The 26,062-nt window shown below is 37.3% G+C and carries 24 protein-coding genes; 13 read left to right on the top strand and 11 right to left on the bottom strand.

The genetic code is table 11. The features are described from left to right. Positions 1–8 precede the first annotated feature (8 nt). From IM793_RS04610 to IM793_RS04595, 4 genes are all read right to left on the bottom strand, one after another. The gene (locus IM793_RS04610; protein ID WP_193419927.1) at positions 9–692 is read right to left on the bottom strand and encodes a hypothetical protein; all 684 of its coding nucleotides are present in this window, start codon (positions 690–692) and stop codon (positions 9–11) included. Continuing rightward, complete coding sequence (locus tag IM793_RS04605) at positions 693–1,031, bottom strand: PadR family transcriptional regulator (RefSeq protein WP_193419926.1); 339 nt, start codon at positions 1,029–1,031, stop codon at positions 693–695. 151 nt (positions 1,032–1,182) lie between these two features. Continuing rightward, on the bottom strand, positions 1,183–3,141 hold the full coding sequence (gyrB, locus tag IM793_RS04600; protein WP_193419925.1) for a DNA topoisomerase (ATP-hydrolyzing) subunit B: 1,959 nt from the start codon (positions 3,139–3,141) through the stop codon (positions 1,183–1,185). Between the two features lie 507 nt (positions 3,142–3,648). Beyond that, complete coding sequence (locus tag IM793_RS04595) at positions 3,649–3,858, bottom strand: hypothetical protein (RefSeq protein ID WP_193419924.1); 210 nt, start codon at positions 3,856–3,858, stop codon at positions 3,649–3,651. 170 nt (positions 3,859–4,028) lie between these two features. Here IM793_RS04595 and IM793_RS04590 point away from each other — a divergent pair, with 170 nt between their 5' ends. Then, complete coding sequence (locus IM793_RS04590; protein WP_132394949.1) at positions 4,029–4,628, top strand: OmpH family outer membrane protein; 600 nt, start codon at positions 4,029–4,031, stop codon at positions 4,626–4,628. A gap of 103 nt (positions 4,629–4,731) precedes the next feature. Beyond that, positions 4,732–5,208 (top strand): nucleoside deaminase, encoded by a 477-nt coding sequence (locus tag IM793_RS04585; RefSeq protein WP_193419923.1) that lies wholly within the window; start codon positions 4,732–4,734, stop codon positions 5,206–5,208. A 478-nt stretch (positions 5,209–5,686) separates the two neighbouring features. Here the strand turns inward: IM793_RS04585 and IM793_RS04580 are convergent, their stop codons facing one another. Then, a complete protein-coding gene (locus IM793_RS04580; protein ID WP_193419922.1) occupies positions 5,687–7,600 on the bottom strand; it encodes a TlpA disulfide reductase family protein in 1,914 nt (637 codons plus the stop codon). Between the two features lie 110 nt (positions 7,601–7,710). On the opposite strand from IM793_RS04580, the gene IM793_RS04575 reads away from it, so the two are divergent. Next, positions 7,711–8,484 carry an EcsC family protein gene (locus IM793_RS04575; protein ID WP_193419921.1) on the top strand — a complete coding sequence of 258 codons (774 nt, stop codon included), beginning with the start codon at positions 7,711–7,713 and terminating at the stop codon, positions 8,482–8,484. 67 nt (positions 8,485–8,551) lie between these two features. Here the strand turns inward: IM793_RS04575 and IM793_RS04570 are convergent, their stop codons facing one another. After that, entirely contained in the window at positions 8,552–8,950 is a 399-nt protein-coding gene (locus IM793_RS04570) for an RNA-binding S4 domain-containing protein (RefSeq protein ID WP_121282548.1), read from the bottom strand. Between the two features lie 205 nt (positions 8,951–9,155). Here IM793_RS04570 and IM793_RS04565 point away from each other — a divergent pair, with 205 nt between their 5' ends. Further along, positions 9,156–9,974 carry a 2,3,4,5-tetrahydropyridine-2,6-dicarboxylate N-succinyltransferase gene (locus IM793_RS04565; protein ID WP_193419920.1) on the top strand — a complete coding sequence of 273 codons (819 nt, stop codon included), beginning with the start codon at positions 9,156–9,158 and terminating at the stop codon, positions 9,972–9,974. Between the two features lie 80 nt (positions 9,975–10,054). Further along, positions 10,055–11,164 carry a glycosyltransferase family 1 protein gene (locus IM793_RS04560; protein WP_193419919.1) on the top strand — a complete coding sequence of 370 codons (1,110 nt, stop codon included), beginning with the start codon at positions 10,055–10,057 and terminating at the stop codon, positions 11,162–11,164. Between the two features lie 309 nt (positions 11,165–11,473). Here IM793_RS04560 and IM793_RS04555 read toward each other — a convergent pair whose 3' ends face one another. Together IM793_RS04555 and IM793_RS04550 are read right to left on the bottom strand one after the other, a co-directional pair. Next, entirely contained in the window at positions 11,474–12,028 is a 555-nt protein-coding gene (locus IM793_RS04555; protein ID WP_193419918.1) for a DUF4136 domain-containing protein, read from the bottom strand. 178 nt (positions 12,029–12,206) lie between these two features. Continuing rightward, complete coding sequence (locus tag IM793_RS04550) at positions 12,207–12,758, bottom strand: DUF4136 domain-containing protein (protein ID WP_193419917.1); 552 nt, start codon at positions 12,756–12,758, stop codon at positions 12,207–12,209. 205 nt (positions 12,759–12,963) lie between these two features. Here IM793_RS04550 and IM793_RS04545 point away from each other — a divergent pair, with 205 nt between their 5' ends. From IM793_RS04545 to IM793_RS04525, 5 genes are all read left to right on the top strand, one after another. Further along, positions 12,964–13,530 (top strand): L-threonylcarbamoyladenylate synthase, encoded by a 567-nt coding sequence (locus IM793_RS04545; RefSeq protein ID WP_193419916.1) that lies wholly within the window; start codon positions 12,964–12,966, stop codon positions 13,528–13,530. Between the two features lie 102 nt (positions 13,531–13,632). Next, a complete protein-coding gene (locus IM793_RS04540) occupies positions 13,633–15,039 on the top strand; it encodes a CCA tRNA nucleotidyltransferase (protein WP_193419915.1) in 1,407 nt (468 codons plus the stop codon). A 98-nt stretch (positions 15,040–15,137) separates the two neighbouring features. Continuing rightward, positions 15,138–15,788: a hypothetical protein gene (locus IM793_RS04535; protein WP_132394959.1), complete on the top strand. Its 651-nt coding sequence runs from the start codon at positions 15,138–15,140 to the stop codon at positions 15,786–15,788. Positions 15,789–15,860: 72 nt separating this feature from the next. Next, positions 15,861–16,778 (top strand): tRNA (adenosine(37)-N6)-dimethylallyltransferase MiaA, encoded by a 918-nt coding sequence (gene miaA / locus IM793_RS04530; protein ID WP_193419914.1) that lies wholly within the window; start codon positions 15,861–15,863, stop codon positions 16,776–16,778. A gap of 105 nt (positions 16,779–16,883) precedes the next feature. Beyond that, positions 16,884–17,972, top strand: coding sequence for a matrixin family metalloprotease (locus tag IM793_RS04525; protein WP_193419913.1), 1,089 nt, complete (start codon positions 16,884–16,886; stop codon positions 17,970–17,972). Between the two features lie 80 nt (positions 17,973–18,052). Here IM793_RS04525 and IM793_RS04520 read toward each other — a convergent pair whose 3' ends face one another. The 3 genes from IM793_RS04520 to IM793_RS04510 all read right to left on the bottom strand — a co-directional run bounded on the left by IM793_RS04520 (position 18,053) and on the right by IM793_RS04510 (position 20,981). Beyond that, positions 18,053–19,357: a G-D-S-L family lipolytic protein gene (locus IM793_RS04520; RefSeq protein ID WP_193419912.1), complete on the bottom strand. Its 1,305-nt coding sequence runs from the start codon at positions 19,355–19,357 to the stop codon at positions 18,053–18,055. Between the two features lie 12 nt (positions 19,358–19,369). Next, positions 19,370–20,593 carry an OmpP1/FadL family transporter gene (locus IM793_RS04515; RefSeq protein WP_193419911.1) on the bottom strand — a complete coding sequence of 408 codons (1,224 nt, stop codon included), beginning with the start codon at positions 20,591–20,593 and terminating at the stop codon, positions 19,370–19,372. Between the two features lie 76 nt (positions 20,594–20,669). Next, positions 20,670–20,981, bottom strand: coding sequence for a DUF3467 domain-containing protein (locus IM793_RS04510; RefSeq protein ID WP_121282527.1), 312 nt, complete (start codon positions 20,979–20,981; stop codon positions 20,670–20,672). 593 nt (positions 20,982–21,574) lie between these two features. Here IM793_RS04510 and IM793_RS04505 point away from each other — a divergent pair. From IM793_RS04505 to IM793_RS04495, 3 genes are read left to right on the top strand one after another with little or no spacing between them, the layout of a single operon-like run. Beyond that, complete coding sequence (locus IM793_RS04505) at positions 21,575–23,920, top strand: TonB-dependent receptor domain-containing protein (RefSeq protein ID WP_193419910.1); 2,346 nt, start codon at positions 21,575–21,577, stop codon at positions 23,918–23,920. Between the two features lie 47 nt (positions 23,921–23,967). After that, a complete protein-coding gene (locus tag IM793_RS04500; protein WP_219077464.1) occupies positions 23,968–24,609 on the top strand; it encodes a hypothetical protein in 642 nt (213 codons plus the stop codon). 17 nt (positions 24,610–24,626) lie between these two features. Then, on the top strand, positions 24,627–25,358 hold the full coding sequence (locus tag IM793_RS04495; protein WP_193419909.1) for an outer membrane beta-barrel protein: 732 nt from the start codon (positions 24,627–24,629) through the stop codon (positions 25,356–25,358). Positions 25,359–26,062 lie beyond the last annotated feature (704 nt).

Here is a 26,062-nt window from a genome sequence, read left to right as displayed (position 1 = left end):
TTTTACAATTAATTATATAAGAGTCTATATTTCTTAATTAATGACTTAGTTTCCTTAATACTAACCTTAGCTGTTCTAATAGCAGCATTAAAATAGAGCATAAATAAAATGATAGAAAGTGACACCGTTAATTGCTGTACATTAACAGAAAAAATGGTGTATTCGGCTGGTATATCGTTCATGGCAAAATTGGTTAAAAGTAAAATATATCCTAAAAAAGGTAGGAAAGAAGTTCCGGACTTAAAAGACACAAACATCTTATAAACAGCAGGTTTAATATTAGAAAACACCATAATTCCAAATACACAGAGCAGACCAATAACTAAAAATATATAAAAAATATTTGCTGTAAGTAAGTCCTGCATTTTGTAAATACCAAATATTGAGAAACCAAGCAGTAACACATATTTATATCCGAAAGCCGAGAAAAAAAATCTCCAGAACAAACGGCTGTATTTTGCGCGAATTGAATTGGCTATTCCATCTGCAAAAGCACTGAATCCCATTATGCCAAACGACTGATGCGCTTCACTTACCGCATCATCAATAGTTAACAATGGGTTTTCTTCCATTTTATCTTCTACTGATGAGGCAACATGATCCAAAATTTCCATCTGCACATCAACCTCTTTAAAACCGCTCTGCGCTATAAGGTCTTTAATTTGATGCAATTGTTCTTGATTGAGATTCATCTAGAAAGAAGGTTTTAAGTTTAATAATACTTGTAAATGAGCAATAAAATCTTTTGCTTCCTGTAGTTTATTTACCACTTCTTTTTCTCCACTTTTAGATAGAGAATAGTATTTACGAAGACGGTTACCGACAACTTCTGTAGCAGTATCCAACAATCCATCAGCCTCCAGTTTATGCAAAGCAGGATATAAAGCACCTTCTTTCAGCAATAATTCGCCTTGAGTTATCGATTTCACCTTTTGCGTAATTTCATACCCGTACATCCTTTCATTTTCAGATAACAGATTCAAAATAATAGTTTGTAAAGTACCTTTAAACAATTCGTTATTGATCGCCATGAAACAAATATATAGCAAAATTATATACATAAGAAATCTATGTATATAATTTTTATATAATAAAATTAAATTCCAGGCAACAAAAAACCCTCTCCAAGATTAAACTTGAAGAGGGTTGGTATTTTAAATTTCCCTTTACGGGATTAATGGGTTAAGCATCAATCTTCGCATATTTTGCATTACGTTCGATAAATTCCCTGCGTGGAGCAACTTCATCGCCCATTAACATAGAGAAAGTATGATCGCACTCTGCAGCACTTTCGATAGTGGCCTGTAATAAAGTACGTGTAGCCGGGTTTAAAGTAGTTTCCCACAATTGATCTGCGTTCATCTCACCCAAACCTTTATAACGTTGAATATGCACACTGTCTTCTTTACCTGCACCTTTTAAACGTTGTACAGCAGCATCGCGCTGAACGTCATTCCAGCAATATTCAAATTCTTTACCTTTTTTAACCTGATAAAGTGGAGGCGAAGCAATATAAACATAACCTGCTTCGATTAATGCCCTCATGTAACGGTAAAAGAAAGTTAAGATCAACGTAGTAATGTGCGAACCGTCGATATCCGCATCCGTCATGATTACAATCTTGTGGTAACGCAGTTTAGTCATGTTTAATGCTTTGTTATCCTCTGGCGTACCAATACTTACCCCAATAGCAGTAAACATATTTTTGATCTCGTCGTTTTCGTAGATCTTATGCTCCATCGCTTTCTCTACGTTCAGGATTTTACCTTTTAATGGTAAAATGGCCTGAATGTTCCGATCGCGACCTTGTTTAGCGGTACCACCCGCCGAGTCACCCTCTACCAGGTAAATCTCACATCTTTCCGGATCACTGTCTGAGCAATCGGCCAATTTACCAGGCAAACCTGAACCACCCATTACACTCTTACGCTGTACCATCTCGCGGGCTTTACGGGCCGCTGCACGTGCTGTAGCCGCTAAGATTACCTTATTGATAATCATTTTGGCCTCTTTCGGATTTTCCTCCAGGTAATTACCCAAAGCCTCTCCTACTGCAATATCAACCGATCCCATTACCTCACTGTTACCCAGTTTGGTTTTGGTTTGTCCCTCAAATTGTGGTTCCTGTACTTTTACCGAAACTACTGCTGTTAATCCTTCCCTGAAGTCATCACCGGTAATTTCCATTTTTACGTTCTTTAATAAACCTTCCTTATCGGCATAGTTTTTTAAAGTACGGGTTAAACCCCTACGGAAACCAGCAATGTGTGTACCGCCCTCGTGGGTATTGATGTTGTTTACATAAGAGTGCACATTTTCCGAGTAACTATCGTTATACTGGAAAGCCAGCTCAACCGGAACACCATTTTTAATACCTTCAATATAAATCGGCTCTGCCAAAATCGAAGTACGGGTATCATCTAAAAAGGCTACGAACTCTTTTAAACCACCCTCTGAAAGAAAAGTTTCCGAAAAATAAGAACCATCATCCAGTTTCTCACGTTCATCGGTTAACGTTAATTTAATTCCTTTATTTAAGAAAGATAACTCGCGTAAACGACTGGCTAAAGTATCGTATTTGTATTCAGTAGTTTGGGTAAAAATAGTTTCATCCGGAGTGAATGTTACAATTGTACCGCGTTTATCGGTAGTCCCAACTTCTTTAACATCATACTGCGGAACGCCAATTTTATACTCCTGCATCCAGATCTTACCTTCGCGGTGTACTTCTGCTTTTAAATCGGTAGATAATGCGTTAACGCAACTTACCCCCACACCATGCAAACCACCCGAAACCTTGTAAGTATCTTTATCAAATTTACCACCGGCGTGTAAAACCGTCATTACGATTTCTAAAGCCGATTTATTTTCTTTTGTATTGATCCCGGTCGGAATACCACGACCATTATCTTCAACCCTGATGGAGTTACCTTCCAAAATCCGAACGTCGATAGTATCTGCATGACCGGCCAAAGCCTCATCAATAGAGTTATCCACAACCTCGTAAACCAAATGGTGTAAACCTTTAACACCAGTATCACCTATATACATTGAAGGGCGCTTACGCACCGCTTCTAAACCTTCTAAAACCTGTATATTATCTGCCGAATAATTTGACTTTAAATCCTGTTCTTCGCTCATATTTTAATTAAAAACAATAAGTATCAAAAATACGGAAATTTTGGCATTTAAACTAATATGTGGATAAGTTTTGAGCTGTTAAAAGATTACTGTTAAAGCGATTGAAACAGGTTTAAATCAGGTTTAGAAAGCAAAACCTGCGTTCCAATCCGTGTCTCTTCCCGCTTTCCATTACAAGTCCCGCTGAAGAAGCGGGTGCTTTTCATTTCAATCGGGTTTAGGTGGACAAAACAATACTGAATATGAACGGATTATTCACCAAACGTTCCTACGGAACGAAAAAACATTACATTTTTTTTCTACCGGGCATGCGTCCCTACGGGACGCTTTTTTCACAATAGCAACAATTGCCCAACGCGTCACTGCATAGTGTCATTATGATGAGGGTTTTAACCACAGATGTACACAGATAAACACAGATTTTTATATCTGTGTGCATCCTTTTTATCTGTGGTTAAATGATGTTACCTGCGCCGGAGCCTAACTTAACGACATGCCATGGTGTTTTTAACCAATACTTGTCTGCCGTCCCGTTAGGGACGATTCATCGGTAGCCAATTGTTTAATTGGTGTTTTCGTTCCGTAGGAACGTTTGGTATTTTTAAATTTGCTATCCTCCCTACAGCCCCAAATAGTAGTACCTGCCATGCCACCTAAACCCGATGGAAGCGGGCATGAAATAAAGCGGACAGCGGGGCAAACAGCCGTTTGAAACACAGGCTTTGCTTTTCAAATCACCTCTATCAGATTGAGTGGCAAGCGTTGAGTAAATTAAACGTTTGTGCACTGTGCCAAATGCAAAAGCATCCTTGTACCGCAATAGGCGTTTCTTTAAATTGCATATCAAAACTAATTTATATAAGTTTGCTAAAATTTATTAAACAAGAATGGAAAGAAGAACCTTTAAAACCTTTGGTTTACTTGCAACAGCAACTTTGATAACTGCTTTCTCTGCATGCCAGAACAAAGACACAAAAACTACTGAAACTAAAAAAACAGAGGGTACTACTGCAGCGGTTTCTCCAACTGAGAAAATTGTGTATGTAAACTCCGACTCGTTACTTACAAAATATGAATACTTCAAAGATCTTAAAGTGAAATTTGAAGGCAAGAGCAAAAATGCTCAGGCTGATATGCAGGCTAAAGGTCAGGCTTTCCAAAGAGAGGTGGCACAATACCAACAATCGGCACAAACTTTATCTGCCGATCAGCGTAAAAGTACTGAAGAGCGTTTAGCGCGTAAGCAACAGGAATTGCAAACTTACCAACAAAATGCTGGTGGTGCTTTACAGAATGAGCAAGCTGCTGAAAACGAAAAATTGTATGATAAAGTTGCAGAATATTTAAAAGGTTACGCTAAAGGAAAAGGTTATAAAATGGTTTTAACTTACTCAAAAGGTAACAGCTCTATTTTATTTGCTGATGAAAGTTTAGATGTTACTTCGGAAGTAATTAAAGGCTTAAACGCTGAATACAGCAAAAAATAAGCTAAAAATATATTTCAACCAGAATGCCCCGCATAAATCGGGGCATTTTTTTTGTACTGTTATTTTAGAATTTTAACGACAGAGGAGCTAATTAGAATATAAAATGGAGAATCAACATCAGGAATATATGCAGATGGCAATAGATTTATCTTTACAGAATGTAAGTGAAAGCATAGGAGGTCCTTTCGGTGCAGTGGTGGTGAAAGATGGTAAATTGATTGCTAAATCAGCCAATAAGGTAACCTCAACCAATGATCCTACAGCGCATGCCGAGGTTTCGGCCATTAGGTTAGCCTGTACCGAATTGAATACATTCGATTTAAGTGGCTGTGTAATTTACACCAGTTGCGAACCTTGCCCCATGTGTTTGGGTGCTATTTATTGGGCGAAGATTGATACCATTTATTATGCAAATACCAAGGCAGATGCCGAAAACATTGGTTTTAGTGATAAGTTTATTTATGAAGAATTAGATAAACCTATGGAAAAAAGGAGCCTTCCGGTAATCCAACTAATGCGGGATGAAGCTTTGGCAGCTTTCAAATTATGGGAAACTTCTGCAATGCGGATTGATTATTAAGAAGTTATTATTGATAGATCCAAAAAGAAAAATTGCCATCTAGATCCGATGGCAATCGCATGAAGTGCAAGCCCAACATTAAGTTAGGAGGGAGATCTATTTAGCTTCGTTGAGCACTTTATTTGCTACTTGCATTTCCACCTAGCTAGGCCATAGCACGGTATCTCCGTTCCACTCAGTTCCGACCTAACAAATTTTTCGGATTCCACTGCCTCAGCCAACCTACCGGCTTCCAAAGAAAAATTTTCAGTCGGCATTTTTTGTTTTTTCATGTGTCTTTATATTTTCAATGGCATTCAAGCTAGCTTCGCTGGTCTTTTTGATGCCAAAAAGAAAGAGTCCTTCGGCGGCGGAGAGCCGAGGCAAGATTGTGCAGTCGGACAAAAAATCAATTATAGAAACTTCTTCAATGCGGGTAGATTATTAAACAACAAAAGGTGCCGATAATTCAGCACCTTTTGTTGTTAAATTGAGGCGTTTATTTACTCGATTCTTTAGAAGCCAGTAATCCGACCATGGCATCTATTTCTTTCACTACACCATCATCAGAGCCTGAGAAACCAACGGCTTTAAACCTGATATTTCCATCACCATCTATTACAAATTTGGTAGGGATTCCATCAACTTTATAAGCACTTACCACATCAAATTTTGAGGGGTCTTTTGCATTTTTGGTATCGTAAAGCACATTAAAGTTATATTTCTTTTCGGCAATAAAATCGGTAACAAGTTTTTCTCTATTTTCTTCATTTTGCCAGGTGTTTACAAACAAGAATACCACATTAGGGTTACCTGAATATTTAGCCATGGCTTTTTGCATCCCCGGAAAAGAAGCAACACAAGGGCCGCACCAGGTTGCCCAATAATCTAAAATCACAATCTTCCCCTTTAAACTTGCTAGACTTACCTTTTCCCCTTTAAGATTAGTTAAAGAAAACCCAGGCGCAGGGATATTGATCATTTTTTTGGTCCACTCCGCTCTTTCTTTTTCAAGTGCTGCTTTTTCTAAGTTGGCGATATAGGTTTCGTAAGTTCCTTCTTTCTTTAATGAAGTGTAAAGCGTTTTGAAGATTGTTTTCAAAGAGTCAGTAGCTTTCCCTTCTTTTATGATCTTTTCGGCTTCAGCATAGGCTTTATCCTTATTACCCGTTAAATTTAAATACATGATGTACCGTTCGTTTCCACTAGCATCATTATAAGCCTTAGCTTTTTCCTGATAAGCCAATGCTTCTTTATTATTACCCTGATGATGCAGCAATAGTGCATAGGTATCGGCATACATGGCATAAGCCCGATCAAGCGATTTTATGTACTCATCTTTTGAAGAGAAATAAACTGGTACTTCACCATTTTTAGCCTCTTCTATCAAATCGAGCGATTTTTTAGAGAGTTGTGTTGCTAGCTCCAGGTTTTCTTTCTTCTCAGCCAATGGCCAGGCAAAAGAATTATACAAATTAGCCTTGCTTTGTTTATTAGTTACTTTACCAGCATAAAATTCAAATTTATCGGCATTTTTTGCCTGTATACTTGCGTTTGCCAAAATGCCATAAATTGAATTTAACTTATCGGCATCTGCTTTTCTGCTGGCATCGAATTTAAATTTGGCAATCATGTCTGCTGCTTTTTTCTCCTGTGTTTCAAAATCTTTTGTACCATATAGCACATTCATATTATCTCCCCAGGCATAATTTCCTGTCGGATATTTTTTCAACAGGATTATTTTTACCGAGTCTGCCTGAGCTTTTTTCTTTAACAATGAATACAGCCCAATAACAGTGCTTAAATCTTCTTCTTTAGGTTCTTTTAATTTAGATAAGGCCAAAATATTCTCGTTGATGAGCTTTGTTCCCTTATCTTTATCTGCTTTGTACTCCAGCGAAAGATATTGTTGCAGGTTTTTCTTTTTCAGCTCTGGCTTTAAGGCGAATGCCTGTTTATACAAACTAACTGCTTTTTCAGGATCAATGGTAAGCCCGAGATAATAATTTCCGGCCAATCCGTATAAAAAGGCTTCGTTAAGATAGGCTTCAGCAGGCACTTTTCCACCTTTGGTAAATTCAAGTACATAACCCGCAGGCGCTTCATCTTTCTGATCGCCAACCGAAAAAGCAAGTCCAACCACAGTAACGCTATCCGGCGCAGTAATTTCCCCTTTATAAATCGCCCCTTCTTTTACCAGCTCAATTTTGGTGTCTTTTGGGTTGGTTTTCGAAAAAAAAGTATAACTCTTACATCTTACATCGGCCAGGTTTTCCAGGTTGGTTCCTTTTGGATCGTAGGTAAATTTAACGGTACTTCCTGCCGCAGGTTGATCAGCTGAAAATTTTACACCTTGAGCATTAGCCACTCCCGCAGCCAACACCAGTGAACAGAACAATTTTAAGGTTTTCATAATGAAAGGATTAAGTTTATATTCAGGTAACTAAATATATAGTTTATTATTTATTCTTCAAAGTTATTTTATGTTAAATTTTAAGGAATAATTATTGTAGGGTAATGAACATGACCTACGAACAAAAAATAAGTGGTGAACTAAATTTCTGGAAATTTAAAACCTTGCAGAAACCTTCGCTTTTGAGTAAAGTGACGGATAAAGTGCAGAAAAAAATAAACAGCTATATTCCCGACAAGGTTCACAATGCCATTACCACTGCGATTAAACAAATGGTTAAGGCGGTTCTTTTTGGTTCTACCTTTACCACGTCGAAACCCATTACCGATTTAACCTTAATGCACCGGGAAGCGTTGGTGAAACAAAAAATTGATAATTACAAAAAAACCGGTGCAGCAGAGGGTGGAATTACCGGAGCGGGTGGTTTTTTAATGAGCCTGGCGGATTTCCCGTTATTGCTGGGCATAAAAATGAAGATGCTTTTTGACATTGCCGCGGTTTACGGATACGATGTTAAAGATTACCGCGAGCGTTTATATATATTACACATTTTTCAACTGGCCTTTTCGAGCAAAGAAGAAAGCCAGAATATATTTCATAAAATGCAGGATTGGGATGATAAAGCACATCAGTTACCGACCAACATTGATGAATTTGATTGGCTCACTTTCCAACAGCAATACCGCGATTATATCGATTTGGCCAAACTTGCCCAGATGTTGCCTTTTGTTGGTGCAGCAGTAGGAGCCGTTGCGAATTATAAATTGATCGAAAAACTCGGTAAAACCGCCATAATGAGTTATAGAATGAGATATTTTAGTCTTCAGTCCGTAGTCTTGAGTCATGAGCCAATCAGTGATTTCAGACTGGAGAAAGGAAATTGATGGTTTTAATCTGAAGTCTATAGTTATCAAACAGACTACAGACTTTGGACTCAAGACTGAGGACTAACTACTCTTCCTCAAACATTCCTCCAATCAGATCATCTGTTTCACGACGATCTTTCTTAGTCGGACGCCCTGTACCCCTATCGCGTTTTAAGCTTGGCGCATGGAACATCGATTTAAAGGCATGGGTATCTTCAACAGGGGTTAAATCTTTATATTTAGTTAAAGCTGTTGGCGAATCAGTTCTGTTGTATGAAAGCTCGACTACCTCAATGATTTTCTTCTCAATCCCTTTTGATACCTGATAAACATCACCAACTTTTACAATGGCCGAAGGCTTAATATTCTGCCCTTTCAACTTCACTCTTCCGGCTTTGCAGGCATCAGTAGCAAGGCTACGGGTTTTAAACAACCTGATGGCCCATAAATATTTATCTATCCTAAGTTTTTCTGTCTCTGTCATAAAGGTTCAAAAGTAAAGAATTGTTAAATTGTTTTATTGCTTTATTGTTAAATCATTCTCATCATTTTAAACCCTTTAAGGCCAGCAATCTGAACAATCGAAAAATTCAACAATCTTTTGCACTCACCCAACTACAAAACAATTTAAACAATTAGCCCTTTAATAAACAAAAATTGATTTATTTTGCGTAAAATTTAAAAACATCATGTATTCAGATTTAAAGAAATTAATTGAAGCCGCTTGGGAAGACAGAACCCTTTTAAAATATAGCAACTATTGCGAAGCCATCGAAACCGTAATTCAGGGTCTAGATAAAGGCGAAATCCGCGTTGCCGAACCAGTTTTAAACTCTTGGGGCATTAATGAATGGGTAAAAAAGGCGGTAATTTTATATTTCCCTATCCGTGAGATGAAGGAAATTAAAAGCGGTCCGTTTGTTTACCACGATAAAATGGAATTAAAAACTGATTATAAAGCAACTGGTGTACGTGTGGTGCCTATGGCAAGCGCACGTTACGGTTCGTTTTTAGCAAAAGGTGTAATCATGATGCCATCTTATGTAAACATCGGTGCTTATGTTGATGAAGGTACTATGGTTGATACCTGGGCTACTGTAGGTTCATGCGCACAGATCGGTAAACGCGTTCACTTAAGTGGTGGTGTGGGTATTGGTGGTGTTTTAGAGCCTGTACAAGCTGCTCCGGTTATTATCGAAGATGATGCCTTTTTAGGTTCAAGAGCCATCGTAGTAGAAGGTGTTAAAGTAGAAAGAGAAGCAGTTCTTGGTGCCAATGTGGTATTAACCGCATCGACCAAAATTATCGACGTTACCGGCCCAACTCCGGTAGAATATAAAGGTGTTGTTCCTGCACGTTCAGTAGTAATTCCTGGTAGTTACACTAAAAAATTCCCTGCTGGTGAATTTCAGGTGCCTTGTGCATTAATTATCGGAAAACGTAAAGAAAGTACAGATAAGAAAACTTCGCTTAACGACGCGTTGAGAGAAAATAATGTAGCAGTATAAAATGGGCTTGAGGCGTAAGGTTTAGGGTGTAAGGTGACATTCCAAACCTTATACCTTATGCCTTTAACCTTACACCTCTAATGAAGATTGGATACGATGGCAAACGTGCTGCCAACAATTTAACCGGATTGGGCAATTACAGCAGGTCTTTAATTGAGCATTTGGCAAGTCAGTATCCCGAACACGAATATCTCGTTTATGCTCCAAAAGTAAAAGCGGCCAAACAGATTGATACTTTTTTTGAAAAAGATAACATCGAACTTAAACTCCCTAAAAACGGCCCTTTTTTATGGAGAACTTTAAATATCCTGAAAGATTTAAATCAGGATGGCTGCCAGATTTTTCATGGACTGAGTCACGAAATCCCATTAGCCATACAGCATACCAGGATTAAATCGATCGTTACTATACATGATCTGATTTTTCTGCGTTTCCCTCAATACTATAAATTCATCGACCGGAAATTATACAAATGGAAAAGCAAATCAGCCTGTAAACGTGCCAATAAAATTATAGCCATTAGTGAAAAAACAAAAGAAGACATCATTGATTTATACGGGATCAGTCCTGAAAAAATTGAGGTGATTTACCAAAGCTGCGATGATAGTTTTAAAACAGCTTTTGCTACAACAACCTTAAGCCGCATTAAGGCAACCTATAAACTCCCTGAAAAATACATACTGAACGTTGGCACCATTGAAGAACGCAAGAACCTTAAATTGGCTGTACAAGCTTTAAAAGAGGTTAGTGAGGAATATAAACTCGTAGTAATAGGCAAACAAACGGGTTATTTTAAAACCGTAGAAAAAGAAATCGAAAAACTTGGCTTAAAGAACAGGATCGTATTCTTAAAAAATATTCCATTTGCCGATCTGCCCGGCATTTACCAGATGGCCAGCGTATTTGTTTATCCTTCCTTTTATGAGGGCTTTGGCATTCCCATTATAGAGGCCTTATATTCAGGTGTTCCGGTGGTTGCGGCTACAGGCTCATGCTTAGAAGAAGCCGGCGGACCAGATAGCTTATACGTTTCGCCAAATGACGCTAAAGAACTTGCAAAAGCCATTAATCAAATTCTGGAAAGTCCTCAGCAGCAAAAAGAGATGAAAGAAAAAGGATTGGAATTTGTTCAAAAATTCGACAGCAATTTGGTGACGCAGCAGTTAATGGATTGCTACTTATCTCTTTAATAATCCTCAAATTCCGTTCATATAGCTTAGCGCATAATGAATGTGTAACTTATTCAGGTCGATTTTCAAAAATTTAGTTTTAATATTTGAAAAGCAAGGTTAGTCCTGCTATTAAATGTTAGTCCTGCCAATGCTCCAAGTCCTCATCCGATGAAGGATCGGATTCCGGGCTTTCCTCGAATGTCAGGTTTAGAATGGAATAGACTGTAGTAACAATTAAGGAATACAAGCTATAAACCACAAAAAAAAGGGCCGGAATTTATTTAAAAATTCAACAGCCCTTTTGTTATCTTAATCTAATATTACAACTTATTTAGCAGCGGTAACATTTGGTGGATATTGTGCCAATATTTCTTTTACGCCGGTATACAACCGTTGTTCTCTTTTATTAAAGTTATCGAGGTTAAAACCTGATCCCTGTCCATGCCAGAATAAAATCTTTTTAGCCGGATCCAGGAAATCGATGACAATGGTACCGTCAATATATTGATTTACGTAGGTTCCGCCGCCCCAAAAAGGATTTCCCCAGCCGCCACGCCATCCCCATCCCCAGCCACCATAGTAACCTGGGCCATACACATCAGTTTTTTCCCGGGCAACTACAACCAAATTAACTAATAAATCCGGGCGATCTGATTTTGTAAATCCTTTCGCATTCATTTCAGATTCAACTGCAGCTATTAATCTGCGCTTGTCCAAATTGTTGAGCTTAACCCTTGCAATACCTTTATCGTAAAAATTGTAAGTTTTGTAACCGCTTAAATCAACATTTTTATCATAGTCTGATGCGGTGCGGAGTGTTGTACATCCTGCTAATGCCAATACTACTGTAAAAAGCATTAATAATTTTTGTGCTGTTCTCATTTTGTGCGCTGTTTGTATAAATAACCTGACATAAATATAACGATATTGTAAACCAAATGGCAAATCATTTAACATTTTTTACAATCAGATTGTTATCTGTAAAACGATTTCTATTCGATTATGTTTTGACGTTATATCACTCAGACTAAATATTTTACAATTGGATTAATCGTAGGAATCAATAAATCGGTGGGTATTCCGATAAGATCTGTTTTACAGCCAGCTTTATTCTTTCTTCTCTATTTTCATAATCATCAAAATTAAAGCCCGAGCCTACCCCGTGCCACATAATTGCTTTGGTTTCGGGATTCAAAAAATCAATGATAATGGTGCCGGATTGGTATTCTTTGCTGCTGTTGAGCGGTCCGAATTGCGAATCTCTCCATTGGTACGAAGATGAAACAGCATCCCATTGATAACCGCCTCCGCTATAACCCCAATCGGCCCTCGCATTAATGCTGCTCAAAACCACTACATTAACTAAAAAATCTGGTCGGCCAGTTTTAGTAAAGCCCTTTTTGACCATGGTAGTTTCAAGGGCATCTAACATCCTGGGCTTGTCGAGGTTGTTTAATTCTAAATGCTCAATTCCTTTTTCATAGTAAGCAAAGGATTTTAACTTAGAAAAATCAATCTTTTTGTCGTAATCTGATGCCGTAAGCACAGTAATACAACTGGTAAATGCCATTACAATAGTAAACAGCATACCCCATTTAAGTGTGTGTTTCATTTTATGTTTTATTTAATAACCTGTTACTAAAATACAGGTTTATCGCATTAAAACACATCAGTTGTTATAAATAAAAGATAAAGAATATGTTACTATCATAAAAATTCCTTTATCAATATTACAAGTGTCAGATAGAAATATCTGACAGCACAGGAAATACACATTAACATTATTTAACTTCCGCTTTATAAATTAACTTTGCAAAATGCTAAGAGACGAGATTAACAAAGCTTTTGAAGTATTAAAATCGGGCGGGGTGATCCTCTATCCTACCGACACCATTTGGGGAATAGGCTGCGACGCCACCAATCCGGAAGCAGTAGACAAAGTGCTTAAAATAAAAAACCGTCCGGCAGAAAAGAGCTTAATTGTTTTATTGGATGTAGACAGCAAATTGCAAAGTTATGTTGCCGAAATACCTGATGTGGCATACGATCTGATCGAATATGCAGAAAACCCGCTGACCATCGTTTTTTCGGATGCCAAAAATCTGGCGCAGAATGTAATCAATGCTGATGGTAGTGTAGGCATCAGGATTGTTAAACACGATTTTTGCACACCATTAATCCAGCGTTTCAGAAAACCTATTGTTTCAACCTCTGCCAATTTAAGCGGACAACCTTCGCCAAAATTCTTTGACGACATTGATCCTGAAATTATCGATGCTGTTGATTATGTAGTAGATTTCGAACAAGAAAATCGAACCAGCAAAAAGCCATCAACCATTATGAAACTTTCTCCTGGTGGACAGTTTGAGTTTATTCGCAAGTAATTTTATTACTTTTGTAATTCTTATTGTCATCCTGAGGCACGAAGGATCTGTTTCATAGCTCGCAGACGCTTTCTATCTCGGCGTGACAAAATAATTAACTTGATGCAACAATACCTACAAAACCCAATATTTAAAACCTTATCTACAATTGCCGATAAGAGCAAAACCGAAGCATATGTAATCGGAGGATTTGTGCGAGATCTGTTTTTAAATCGCCCTTCAAAAGATATTGACGTAGTTGTTGTAGGCAGTGGAATCGAATATGCAGAAGCCGTAGGCCGAAAATTAAGCACAAAAGTAGCTGTATTTAAGAACTTCGGTACGGCAAACATCAAATATCAGGATTTAGAGGTCGAATTTGTAGGGGCGAGAAAAGAATCATACCGATCGGATTCGCGTAAACCGATTGTTGAAGACGGCACTTTAGAAGACGACCAGCTCCGTAGGGATTTTACCATCAATGCATTGGCGATCAATTTAAATGCAGATCATTTTGGTGAACTGCTAGATCCTTTTGATGGGATTAAAGATTTAGAAAATAAACTGATCCGTACCCCGCTCGATCCGGAAATTACTTTTTCGGATGATCCATTGCGTATGATGCGGGCCATCCGTTTCGCTTCACAACTTAATTTCGATATCGATCCGGCAGCGCTTAATGCCATTAAAACCCAGAAACAGCGCATTAGCATTGTTTCCAAGGAACGGATTACTGATGAAATGAATAAAATCATCTTATCTAAAAAACCGTCAATAGGTTTTAAACATCTTTTTGATACCGGATTATTGCATATCACTTTCCCTCAAATGGCACAGCTTTATGGCGTGGAGATTATTAAAGGAAAAGGACATAAAGACAATTTCTACCATACTTTAGAGGTACTGGATAACATCTGTGCAGATACCGATGATTTATGGTTACGCTGGGCAGCTATTTTGCACGATATTGCCAAACCTGCTACCAAACGTTTTGAAGAAGGCCACGGCTGGACATTTCACGGACATGAAGACCGCGGTGCACGCATGGTTCCCAAAATATTTGCACAGCTGAAACTTCCTTTAAATGAAAAAATGAAGTATGTGCAAAAATTGGTGCAGCTTCATTTACGCCCGATTGTTCTGGCACAGGAAACTGTTACTGATTCTGCTGTAAGGCGATTACTTTTTGATGCCGGAGAAGAAATTGAGAGCTTGATGTTACTCTGCAATGCCGATGTAACAACAAAAAATGAATACAAAAAAACAAAATATAGAAATAACTTTGAGCTGGTAAAACAAAAGCTAAAGGACGTAGAGGAACGAGATAAAATTAGAAACTGGCAACCTCCGATTTCTGGTAACGATATTATGGAAACTTTTGGTCTTGATGCAGGCAAAGAAGTCGGCATAATTAAAAATGCCATCCGTGAGGCCATATTGGAAGGTGAGATCACAAACGATTACCAGGAAGCGTTTAATTTTATGCTCAATCAGGCAAAACAAATGGGATTAAATCCTGTTAATAAATAATTTAATTGCCGTAACAATATGAATATGGTGTTTTTATGGCACATCATATTTGTGGTAATTATAAATTAACTTTATTTTTACGATTCCAAAATACAATAATGGCTATTTATAAATTTAGAATTACTTTTGAAGATTTTGATGATGTTGTGAGAGAGATCGACATTAAATCAAACCAAACATTTGAAGACCTCCACAAGGCTATTCACAGATCTACAGGTTATAATGCCGAGAAATCTTCTTCTTTTTATGTGAGCACTGATAATTGGTTAAAAGGTGATGAAATTGCCTATTTACCAAACGAACGTAAAAAAGACCGTGTAGTTTTAATGGAGAATTCTAAACTGAGTGGTTTTATTGAAGATCCACATCAAAAGTTTTACTATATCTATAATTTCGATCGCCCTTATGATTTCCATGTAGAACTGGTAAAAATAATTTTAGATGCCGATCCAAATATAGAATACCCATTTTTAGCCAAAAGTAGTGGTGAGGCACCAAAAATTTTCGAAAGCAGCAATGCACCCATTGCCGATCCTGGCGCAGCTGTTAGTGCAGTTGCAGGTGAATTTGATTTCTTAAATGAAATGAATTTTGTGCCTGAAGACACCGACGAATTAGAAGCCATGGGCGAAATGGGCATCAATGAGGAAGAAAGGGATGAAGATGAGGAAAGTGAAGAAGATGAATTTGGAGATGAATTTTCTGATAGTGATAACTTCGAAGATGATAGCCATAAAGACGACTATTAATTAGCAACAAAATAATGAGTACAAAAGCTGCCAAATATTTAAATCTGGCAGCTTTTATTTTATACAAACCCCATGCCTCAACCCAAAACCTTAATATCCATTGTTGGTCCTACTGCAATTGGCAAAACAGCCTTGGCTATTCAACTGGCTCAACATTTTGGCACAGAAATTATTTCTGCAGATTCACGCCAGTTTTTTAAGGAAATGGCCATTGGTACAGCAAAGCCGAACGCTGCGGAATTAGCAGCGGCAAAACATCATTTTATAAATTCACATGCTGTAACGCAGCTGTTCAGTACGGGCGATTTTGAGGTAGAAGGTTTAAAAACGCTCGAAGAAATTTTCGAAAAGCATGATCTCGCTATTATGGTCGGCGGCTCTGGATTATATGTAAACGCTTTAATAAATGGTTTAGATGAAATGCCCGAGATCGATTTATCGATCAGGGAAAAGCTAAATAAACAGTTTGAAGAAGAAGGTTTAGCAGTTATACAAAATCAACTCTCCCAGTTGGATCCCGAATATTTTGCAAAGGTAGATCAGCAAAATCCACAAAGAATGATCAGGGGCTTGGAAGTATATTTATCGACGGGTCAAAAACTTTCTTCAATGTTATCGGCCACTAAAAAAGAACGCCCATTTAATATTATTAAAATCGGGTTAAATACCGATAGAGCTATTCTTTATGATAGGATTAACAGCAGAGTTGATCAAATGATTGCTAATGGTTTAATAGATGAAGTAAAATCGCTAATACCATTTAAAAAATACAATGCTTTAAACACGGTAGGTTATAGTGAAATTTTCGATTACCTGGATGGAAAATTATCTCTTGAGAATGCTGTTTCGGTAATTAAACAAAATACCCGCCGCTTTGCCAAACGCCAGCTCACCTGGTTTAGAAGAGATGAGGAGATTAACTGGTTTGAGCCAGAAGAAAAGGATCAAATCACAAATTACATAATTTCAATAATACATAGCAGTATATAATACTACAAAACAATTATAATTTTTACTATCAAAAATGTAGTTATACATACATTATCATGAATTAAATTTTTAAGTTTGGTAAGGGAAACTTAAAAACATTTAATTATGAAAAACAAAAACTACATTTTTACTCTTTTAGCGACTTTTTTTTTAAGTCTATTCGTTTCGTCTTGTAAAAAGAATGAAACCACAACGGAGGAATTGAAACCTGACATTTATAAAAACATTAAGTTTATTAAAGATTGGATACCATTAGAAAGTGTGCCGCATTCTAGCATAGTTCAAAAACTAGCAACTACAGAAAATAACACTCTTAATGACATTTTAAAATCTTGGGTGGCCCAAGGTAATATCTTTCAACCTGGAGGCCATCGTTTATTAATCACTTTTATTAATAATCCTAGCAGTATTAATCCACAAGTCGCCAAAGATGAAGTCTTTAAAGGTATAGGGGCATGGTTTCAGGAAAATTTCCTTCCAGGTATTAACATAACTATTGGTTATACAACTTCTATCAATAATGCAGACATCAAAATAGGCTGGTACAAAGGAGATCATGGTGACGGAGCCAATAACGCCTTTGATGGCCGAGGTGGAGTTTTGGCACATGCTTTTTATCCTACCAGTGGGGTTATTCATTTTGATGATGATGAAAACTGGTCTGCTTCATCACTTGGTCCTGAGTTTGGGACTATAGATATAGCTTCTGTCGCAGCACATGAATTTGGGCACACTATCGGATTAGACCATTCAGAATGCATAAATGCTACGATGACCCCTCACTATTTTGGATTGAATATGAGAACTCTGAGTGTTGATGATGTTGTAGGGTCTAGAATTATATATGGTAATGACCCTACATACCAACATGGAATGACCCCTAGCTATGGATCTGTAGCTGTTGGAACAGAATTAGAATTTTGGTTATTTTATTCCGTAGAGATTGATATCTGGAATATGTTTGGAACTGGTCCGCGTATTAGTTATAATGAAAATGCTCTCCCTCCGTTTCGTTATCAAACTATAACATGGATAATACCACAAGGAGTTGATTTAATAAGTGGGCAAGGAACTTCTAGGCTTAAAGTCAGAACAAACGGTCAATATATTGGAGAGGTTCGTATGCAAGCAAACATGAATGATTGTAATACTATTCTTGCAATAAAATCTACTCCGTTTACAATACATAACTAAAAAGGTTTTTCAACTATTAATATACTATAGTAAGAATGAGGTATCTCAAAATTTCTGATACCTCATTCTTATTGTATAAATTATTTATCAGGGAATTTTACTCCCCTATATTGTGTAATATCAACAGAAGGTACAGTAGAACCGTATTTAGCATTAATGGCATCAATAAATACATTGGCAATTGCTGCATTTCCACGAGGCGTTAAGTGAATACCATCTAAAGAGAATGCGCCACCCGTAATAAATGAAGCGTTGATACCAACACCCTGAACATTAATACCAGTTTTAACCTGATTAAAATAAGCATAAGTATCTGCAATGGCCAGGCCTTTGCTGGTAGCTAAAGATTTAATACTGCTGTTATAACTGTTTACATAGTCCTTCACCTTAACTACCTCATCTTTATCCAATACCCATTTATTTTCTATCGGATTTAAGGGGTGTAAGCCATAAGGAATTCCAGAACCATTTGGTTTTCCAAATATGCCTTCTGATTGAAACGGCAAACGGATTAAATCTTCAGCAGTTGCAGGCCTTACCACACCCGTTCCTGTTTGAATATAAATAGCTGCCGCTGCAGGATTAATTGCTTTAGCAGCATTTAATAAAGCAGCTACGGTAACCGTATGAAAATAAGGAACAGCAGTTACATCAGGAATAGTTGCCACGATACCTTTCTGACCACCAGCAGTTAATGCATTTAAAAAATTAGCATACAATGATGAAAATGTTACTTTATCTGTTAATACAGTAGTTGGATCACCTGTAACGGTAACTGCACCATTTAAAGCATACCCCAATACATCATTATTTCCCAACCAAAGCGAGAAAAAGGTATGGTTTCTGCCCTGTATATACTGAAAGTAATTGGTTTTACCCACTTGTGCATCAGTTAATAAACGCTCGAAATATGGATTGGCGGCACTAAAAGTAAGTGTTGGGTCGAAAGATAAATCGACACGCATACCAGGAATACCCAAATTTTGGATTTCGCCAGAATATTTAAATAAACGACTATTTGTTGGCGAATTACGCCAACCATTACCTAAAACAGGAGTTAAAGTTGGGACACCATTTACTAAAGCTGTAAGTGAAATATATCCAGAACCATTAGCTTGTGCGTCAGTAAAAAATGGAGAAGTGAATGCTCCACCACCAACTGAAGCCATTTTGGCTGCAATTAAATTTGGATAAGCTACTTTTTGGCCTTCTAAATATAAGCCTCCATCGGCAAAGCCAGAAGTTAAAGAGTTGCCTACGGCAATGTACTTGCTAAAATTAGCTTGTCCGGCAGTAGAGCCTGCAGGTGTTTCTATTTCTGGTTTGCAGGCTGCGGTAAAAAGAATGGCAGCAGCAACGAAACTATTTAATATATATTTTTTCATTTGTAATTTCTCCTACCATTTATAAGTTAATGAAAGACCTGGTGCATAAACCAAAGTTTTAAAAGTACCATCCAAACCTGTTTCGATATTTTTCTGTTTACGCGATTTTACATCTTCAAAAAAGAACGATGCATTAACTTCGAAATGGCGGGTAGGTGTATAACCTAAACCTGCACTTAAAATGTAACGATCAGCATCTGGTGCTTCTGGTGTTACATAACCATCCTGAACCGGAGAAAAAGCATAACCTACACCCGCTCTTAAAGCCAATTTCTCTGATGCCTGGTGATTGATACCCAATTTAAATGATGAACCATCATGATAGTTACGCGCTGATTTTGTGTCAGCTAATGCCGAAGTATTTGTTGCATAATCAAAAGCCAGTTCTTTGTAAATGTGCCACTGCACCCAACTTGCATCAAATGCTAAAACCGTACTTTTCGATAAAGGAATACCTACACCTAAACTGGTTGTTGCAGGCAAAGGCAGTTCGGCATTGAATGTATTGCCAGCAGGAAAAGATCCTGCTAATGATTGCGGAACTGTAAAATCTGCAGTACCACCATCCAGTTTGGTAATTACTTTCGATTTATGTACGATAGCAAACGAGATATTGCTTAAGGTTTTAATGTATAAACCAGCATTCCATCCATAACCTGTTCCTGTACCATCTAAGGTAACATGACCAGAACGTCCGTCAGGAAAGTTTACCGGTAATGCCCTTTGAAGATTTACATCACCATGATTGTATACAAAACCAGCACCTATACCAATACGATCAGTAATTTTAATACTTAAAGTAGGTTGGAAATAAATGGCTTTTAAATTTAATGAGGTTAGTGCATACTTACCAGACCAGTTATCGCCCCAATCTACCAAACCACCAAATGGTGTATAAACCCCCAGGCCTAGCTTCCATTTGTTTGATTTTGGTCCCCAAACCGCATAAAACTCGAAAGGAGGAGCAATTTTGTTTTTTACATCTTCTGTAACATTCGAACCGCTCTGTTTAAAAGCTGATTTAAATAATAGTGGGTTTACACCTGCGGAAACTGAGTTTTTCTCTAAGAAAGTTACTGCACCGGGATTATAAAATACAGAAGCCTCATCTAAAGCCAATGCAGAACCTGCACCAGCCATACCAATTTGTTTCTGACCTTGTAAATTAACCTGGAAACCCTGCCCCAAAACCCAAAGTGGAGCAGAAAGTAATGCGCTCAATAAAAATTTTTTCATTTATAAATGGTTATACACAAATATATACTATGTTAGCATAGCAAACAAATATTTGTTTGTAAGAATTTTATGCGTTTTAGGCTTGGGCAGTCGGTCCGCCAAAACCCATCGGGAAAGGCGGTTCCTCTTGTGCTTTAATCCGGCCGTTTACCGTCTCGAACTTCTCAATATTATCTTCCAATGCTGATAATAAGCGCTTTGCGTGTTCCGGAGTTAGGATAATTCTTGATTTTACTTTTGCCTTCGGAATGCCTGGCATTACACGGATAAAATCTAATACAAATTCGGTATTTGAATGGGTAATAATAGCCAGGTTAGAAAAAATTCCCTCAGCAATTTCTTCTGATAATTCTATATTTAATTGATTTTCGTTTTGTTGTTCTTCCATAATATTATAATAATGCGTCTATTGAAACTATAAGCCTTTAAAGGTAATATTTAAGTGCCAAGCTTTAAAATTTATTAAAAACAAAAAAGGGTTGCTCCTTATCGAAATAACCCTTTTTAAAAAGATATGAATGTTATCAGGGAGCCTATTAAATTTTAATGGTATAATTATCCTCCTTTCTGCAACACTGATTCTCCCTGTATATCGAGATTAATCATCAATGGCTTCTTTGCTTACTATTAAAATAAGGTTTTAGACAGGCTAACATCCACGTATTTTTCACCCATAACTTTAATAACCCATCCTACAAAGTCTTTACAGGTTTTATGGTATACCAGAACTGACAATATTCTTTATAAAAACGGCCGGAACCATAAATTAGAATATTGAATGAGACCTTATTTTTATAAAAACCTGCCTAATATCAAAAAATTATTTCTCGCTACGAGAGACCCCAATGATAGATTTGGTTAGCTACTCTAAAGCTAATAAAGCAACTTAGTTTCATTTGTATCATATTTATTACATTACCTATATGCAATATTGTTGCAAAAACAAATGCATCTTTGCTGCATTTAAAAAATACATCAACGTTGATAAAGTCATCCCTATTTTCCTTGTTATTGCTATTGGCAGCTAACTTATTGTATGCACAACATAACCATGAACAAGTAGGAGAATATCTGATAACGGGAAGCGTAACAAATCTTAGCACTCATTTGGCTCTGGTTGGTGCCAATCTTAGTCTCTCGGTTCCTCCAAGCACAACGCACTCAGATCAGAACGGAAATTATAAATTTAGCGTTAAACAGGGTATTTATCACTTGAAATGTGATTTTATAGGATATATTCCTTTAGATACCTTAGTCCAGGTTAATTCTAATGTTGTACTTAATCTATCATTAACCATTTCCCAACAAAATTTAAAAGAGGTCAAGGTAAAAGGTACTGGTTCCCCTAAAGAAATCGCTACCCAAAGCCTATCTATATTGGAGGGAGAGCAGCTGGATCATACCCGAGGATTTAGCCTTGGAGAATCGTTAAAATCTATTACAGGTGTCACTACTTTTCAAACAGGTCCTTCCATTGCCAAGCCTATTATCCATGGTTTATATAGCAACCGAATTCTGATTTTAAACAATGGCGTACGACTGGAGGCTCAGCAGTGGGGATCTGAACATGCTCCGGAAATTGATCCTTTTATTGCTAACCGGCTTGAAGTGATCAAAGGTGCTGCCAGCATCCGTTATGGATCGGATGCTATAGGTGGGGTGATTCTTGCTGAACCTAAAGCGCTGCCTAAAAACCCCGGAATGGATGGAGAAATAAACGCCATTGGGATGTCTAATAGTAGACTTGGCGCATTTTCAGGTATGCTGGAAGGCGCTTTTGATAAAAAGCTTACCGGATTAAGCTACCGTTTACAAGGAACTTTCAAAATTGCGGGAAACAGCAGTACGCCTAATTATCTGCTTGCAAATACCGGACTGAGAGAACAGGATGGTTCTGCAGCAGTACAGTACCATCATAAAAATTATGGATTTGAGGCTTACTATAGTGTGTTCAATACAAAGCTAGGTATCTTTCAGGGAGCAGAAGTAGGCTCCATTGCAGATTTAAAATTAGCTATTGAACAGCCTGAACCTTTAACACCATCTTTTTTTACTTACGCCATTGATCGCCCCTACCAAACTGTAAATCACCAAACCTTAAAACTGAATAGCTTTTACAATTTTGAAAATGGCAGTAAGCTGCGGTTTCAATTTGCTAATCAGACCAATACCCGGGAAGAATATGACTTTTTGCCACTTAATGGAAGAATCAATCCAGAATTATATCTTAAAATCAATACACAGACTGCAGATATCAATTATGAACATAAAGATTTAGGCAATTTCTCAGGCTCATTTGGTTTTAATGGTATTACTCAGGGCAATATTCGAAAATATGAATACCTCATCCCTAATTACAGGAATTATGGAGGAGGAGCTTACTTTATAGAGAAATATACACACGGTAATTTATTGCTGGAAGCGGGTTTAAGGTATGATTACCGCTGGCTTAGGGCGTATAAACTGAATAACAATACAGCTTTAATAGAGACACCTACAACTCACTATCAGAGTGCCAGCTATACGATTGGTACCACGTATAGTATAACCGATGCATTAAAATTAAGTGGCAATTACAGTTCAGCTTTCAGGGCACCAACAGTTAACGAATTATACTCCAACGGAATACACCAGAGCTTAGTCTCCTATGAAATTGGAAATCCAGATTTACATACGGAGCGTGCCAACAATTTTAATATAAATTTAGATTATACCACTTCAAGGTTATTAATAAATGTTCAGGCTTATTATAACAGCATCAATAACTTTATCTTTGCAAATCCAACAAATCAATATACACGCACCGTTCGTGGACCTGCATTGGTTTTCAATTACACGCAAGCTGATGTTTACTTTAGGGGGCTGGATTTTAACTTAATCCTAAAGCCGGTAGATTCTCTGGAACTTAATTCAAAAACGTCACTGATTTACGCTTACAATAAAACCATTCATGATTATCTGATTTATACTCCTCCAAGTCGCTTTCAAAATAGTATCGGTTATCATTTTGGTAATTTATCCGGCTTAAAGCGTATTTTCTTTAGTGTGGAAGATGTTTATGTAAGTAAGCAATCCCGGGTACCAGTGGGGCAGGATTATGCCTTGCCACCGGCTGGTTATAACCTGATTAATTTACAACTGAGCTTTAGGGTAAACTACCTGCACAATTATGCCGACGTCAGCTTTGCCGTTAATAATTTAACCAATACAGCTTACCGTGATTACCTGGACCGCTTCCGTTATTTCACGGATGAGCCCGGAAGAAACTTTATTGTTCGCCTCAAAGTACCTTTTAAAATCTCAAAAACTACCCATACCAATCGGTAATTAATTGATACTAATGAATACAAATACACAACAATTAAAACATAAAAATGATGACTAAATTTAAATCCCTAAGCCTGCTGTTATGCGGGGCTACCTTGTTTTTTGCAGGGTGTTCAAAAGAAGAGCAGGCAGTTGCTCCAACAATAGCAAATGAATCTTTAACTACAGTGGTACTTAACCTGACCAACCAGGCCGATGTAAGTGATACTACCTCCTGCAGGTATAAGTATTATTTTGATAACTCCGGTAATGTGAAGTCTTCGGATTCTACCGTATTAAAGCTTAAAGCAAATGCGAAATATAATGCAGTAGTAAATATTTATGATGAACAACAGACTCCAGTATTTAATGTAGGTAATGAAATTAAAGAAAGGCAAAATTATCACCTTTTATTTTTCCAGCCTACACCAATATCCAGTGCTAACCTGATCACAGGCAATACAAGCCCTTATATCCCAGGTACGTTAACCAGTTCAAAAGGCCCCTACCTCAACCTTGCAGTAAGTAGAACGGATCGTGACACCAACAGTCCGGCATTAGAAGTAGGATTAACCGACCTATTTACCACAGGAGCAGCAAGTACAGGTAATCTGGAGGTAATCTTACGTCACCAGCCTAACGCTAAAAACGGAACTTTTGCTCCTGGATCAACAGATCTTGATGTGAATTTTAAAGTAGCTATTAACTAATTTTTGAGCCTTTTATCATGAGAAAATACTTATTATTACCGTTATTTTTATTAATTTTTACTGTTTTCAGCGCGAGTGCACAGCTTAAAAGTTATATCGGATTTTTTGGTGGATTATCCTCACCAATCGACAATTTTGCAAAGTCGGAATATGGAGAAATTTATAAGGAGAACAACAAAGCAGGTTACGCAAAAAACGGTTTTACCTTTGGTGTAGATGGTGCCTGGTACCTCTATAAAAAACTTGCCTTAGCAGGTGTAATATCTTATCAGGATCAGGGAAGATTAAGCCATAAGGATGTAGAAAATCTTTCTGCAGGATACACGGATGGCTTTGCTGTAGATAATTCGACAGTTACTTCGAATAAACGCTACCGTAATCTAAATGTGCTGGTAGGCCCTCAATATTCGTTTCTACTTCATCCTAAACTGATCCTTGATGTGCGGGCAGTTGCTGGTGTGATTAAAAGTTTTTCTACACCAGAATTAAAAGTTGATTTGGAAGATGACCCTACACACACTTTTTACCAGCGTAGTTCTACTGCTTCTACTTTTGCTTATGGCGGCGGAATAGGATTACGCTATAGCTTAACCGATAAAATAGGTCTCGCTTTAAGAGGAAATTACATTGGTGCTGATGGAATTAAGATCACTAATGATAACCGTAATATCAATGCGGGCAGATTGGTGACTAAACAACCCATATCCGAAATACAGACTACTTTAGGTTTATCTTTTAACCTTAAATAAGTTAACATATATCTGATAAAAGAGCTAATCACTGGTCTCTTTTATCAGATATTAAGTTTAAATCATATTGATTCCATTAGCCTAATAATTGAAGCTTTTTTTGCAAGCAATGAAAAAAATAATTATTGGCATAATCATGCTATTATTCGGGGTTTCATTTTGTTTTATACTTACTCATCAGAAAAATTCTTCGAAAAAAAAGTCAATTTATGACAGGCCTACCTTAAGTTTCCCCTTAGCGTTCTGTGGATATCTTATTCCTTTAAGTATGATTATCATCACCGCAGGTACCGGAGATATTCTTTCTAAAAGACAGAAAAAAAAGAGAATTTATTATAAAACCAGATCTTAATTATTCAAATCGCTGAACATTAAGGGTTTGTTTAAATTCTATCCTTACCCTACTTCCTATCACACTGAGCCTCCCGATATCCAGGTCGATCGTTGACTACTTACTTAATATTAAAAATAAGTTCTCCTATAGGGCTACTACTAACCTATTTTTCCCATTCTTACGAGAAGCCTTTTCAACTGAAGAAGCGATCTATTTAATAGGAATGATAGCTTTATAAGCTTTTATAATGATTTCAGTAAAGTAAACTGAAAGAATGACTTACAAAATATTTCCCTTCTATTGAAAACTTGTAATAATGCACCTAATTTCACCACGGATGAGGATGAGGATGGAAATGAATGACAAAGTG

The organism is Pedobacter sp. MR2016-19 (assembly GCF_014947265.1).
Lineage (GTDB): Bacteria > Bacteroidota > Bacteroidia > Sphingobacteriales > Sphingobacteriaceae > Pedobacter.
This window is presented reverse-complemented; position numbering and strand designations above follow the sequence as displayed.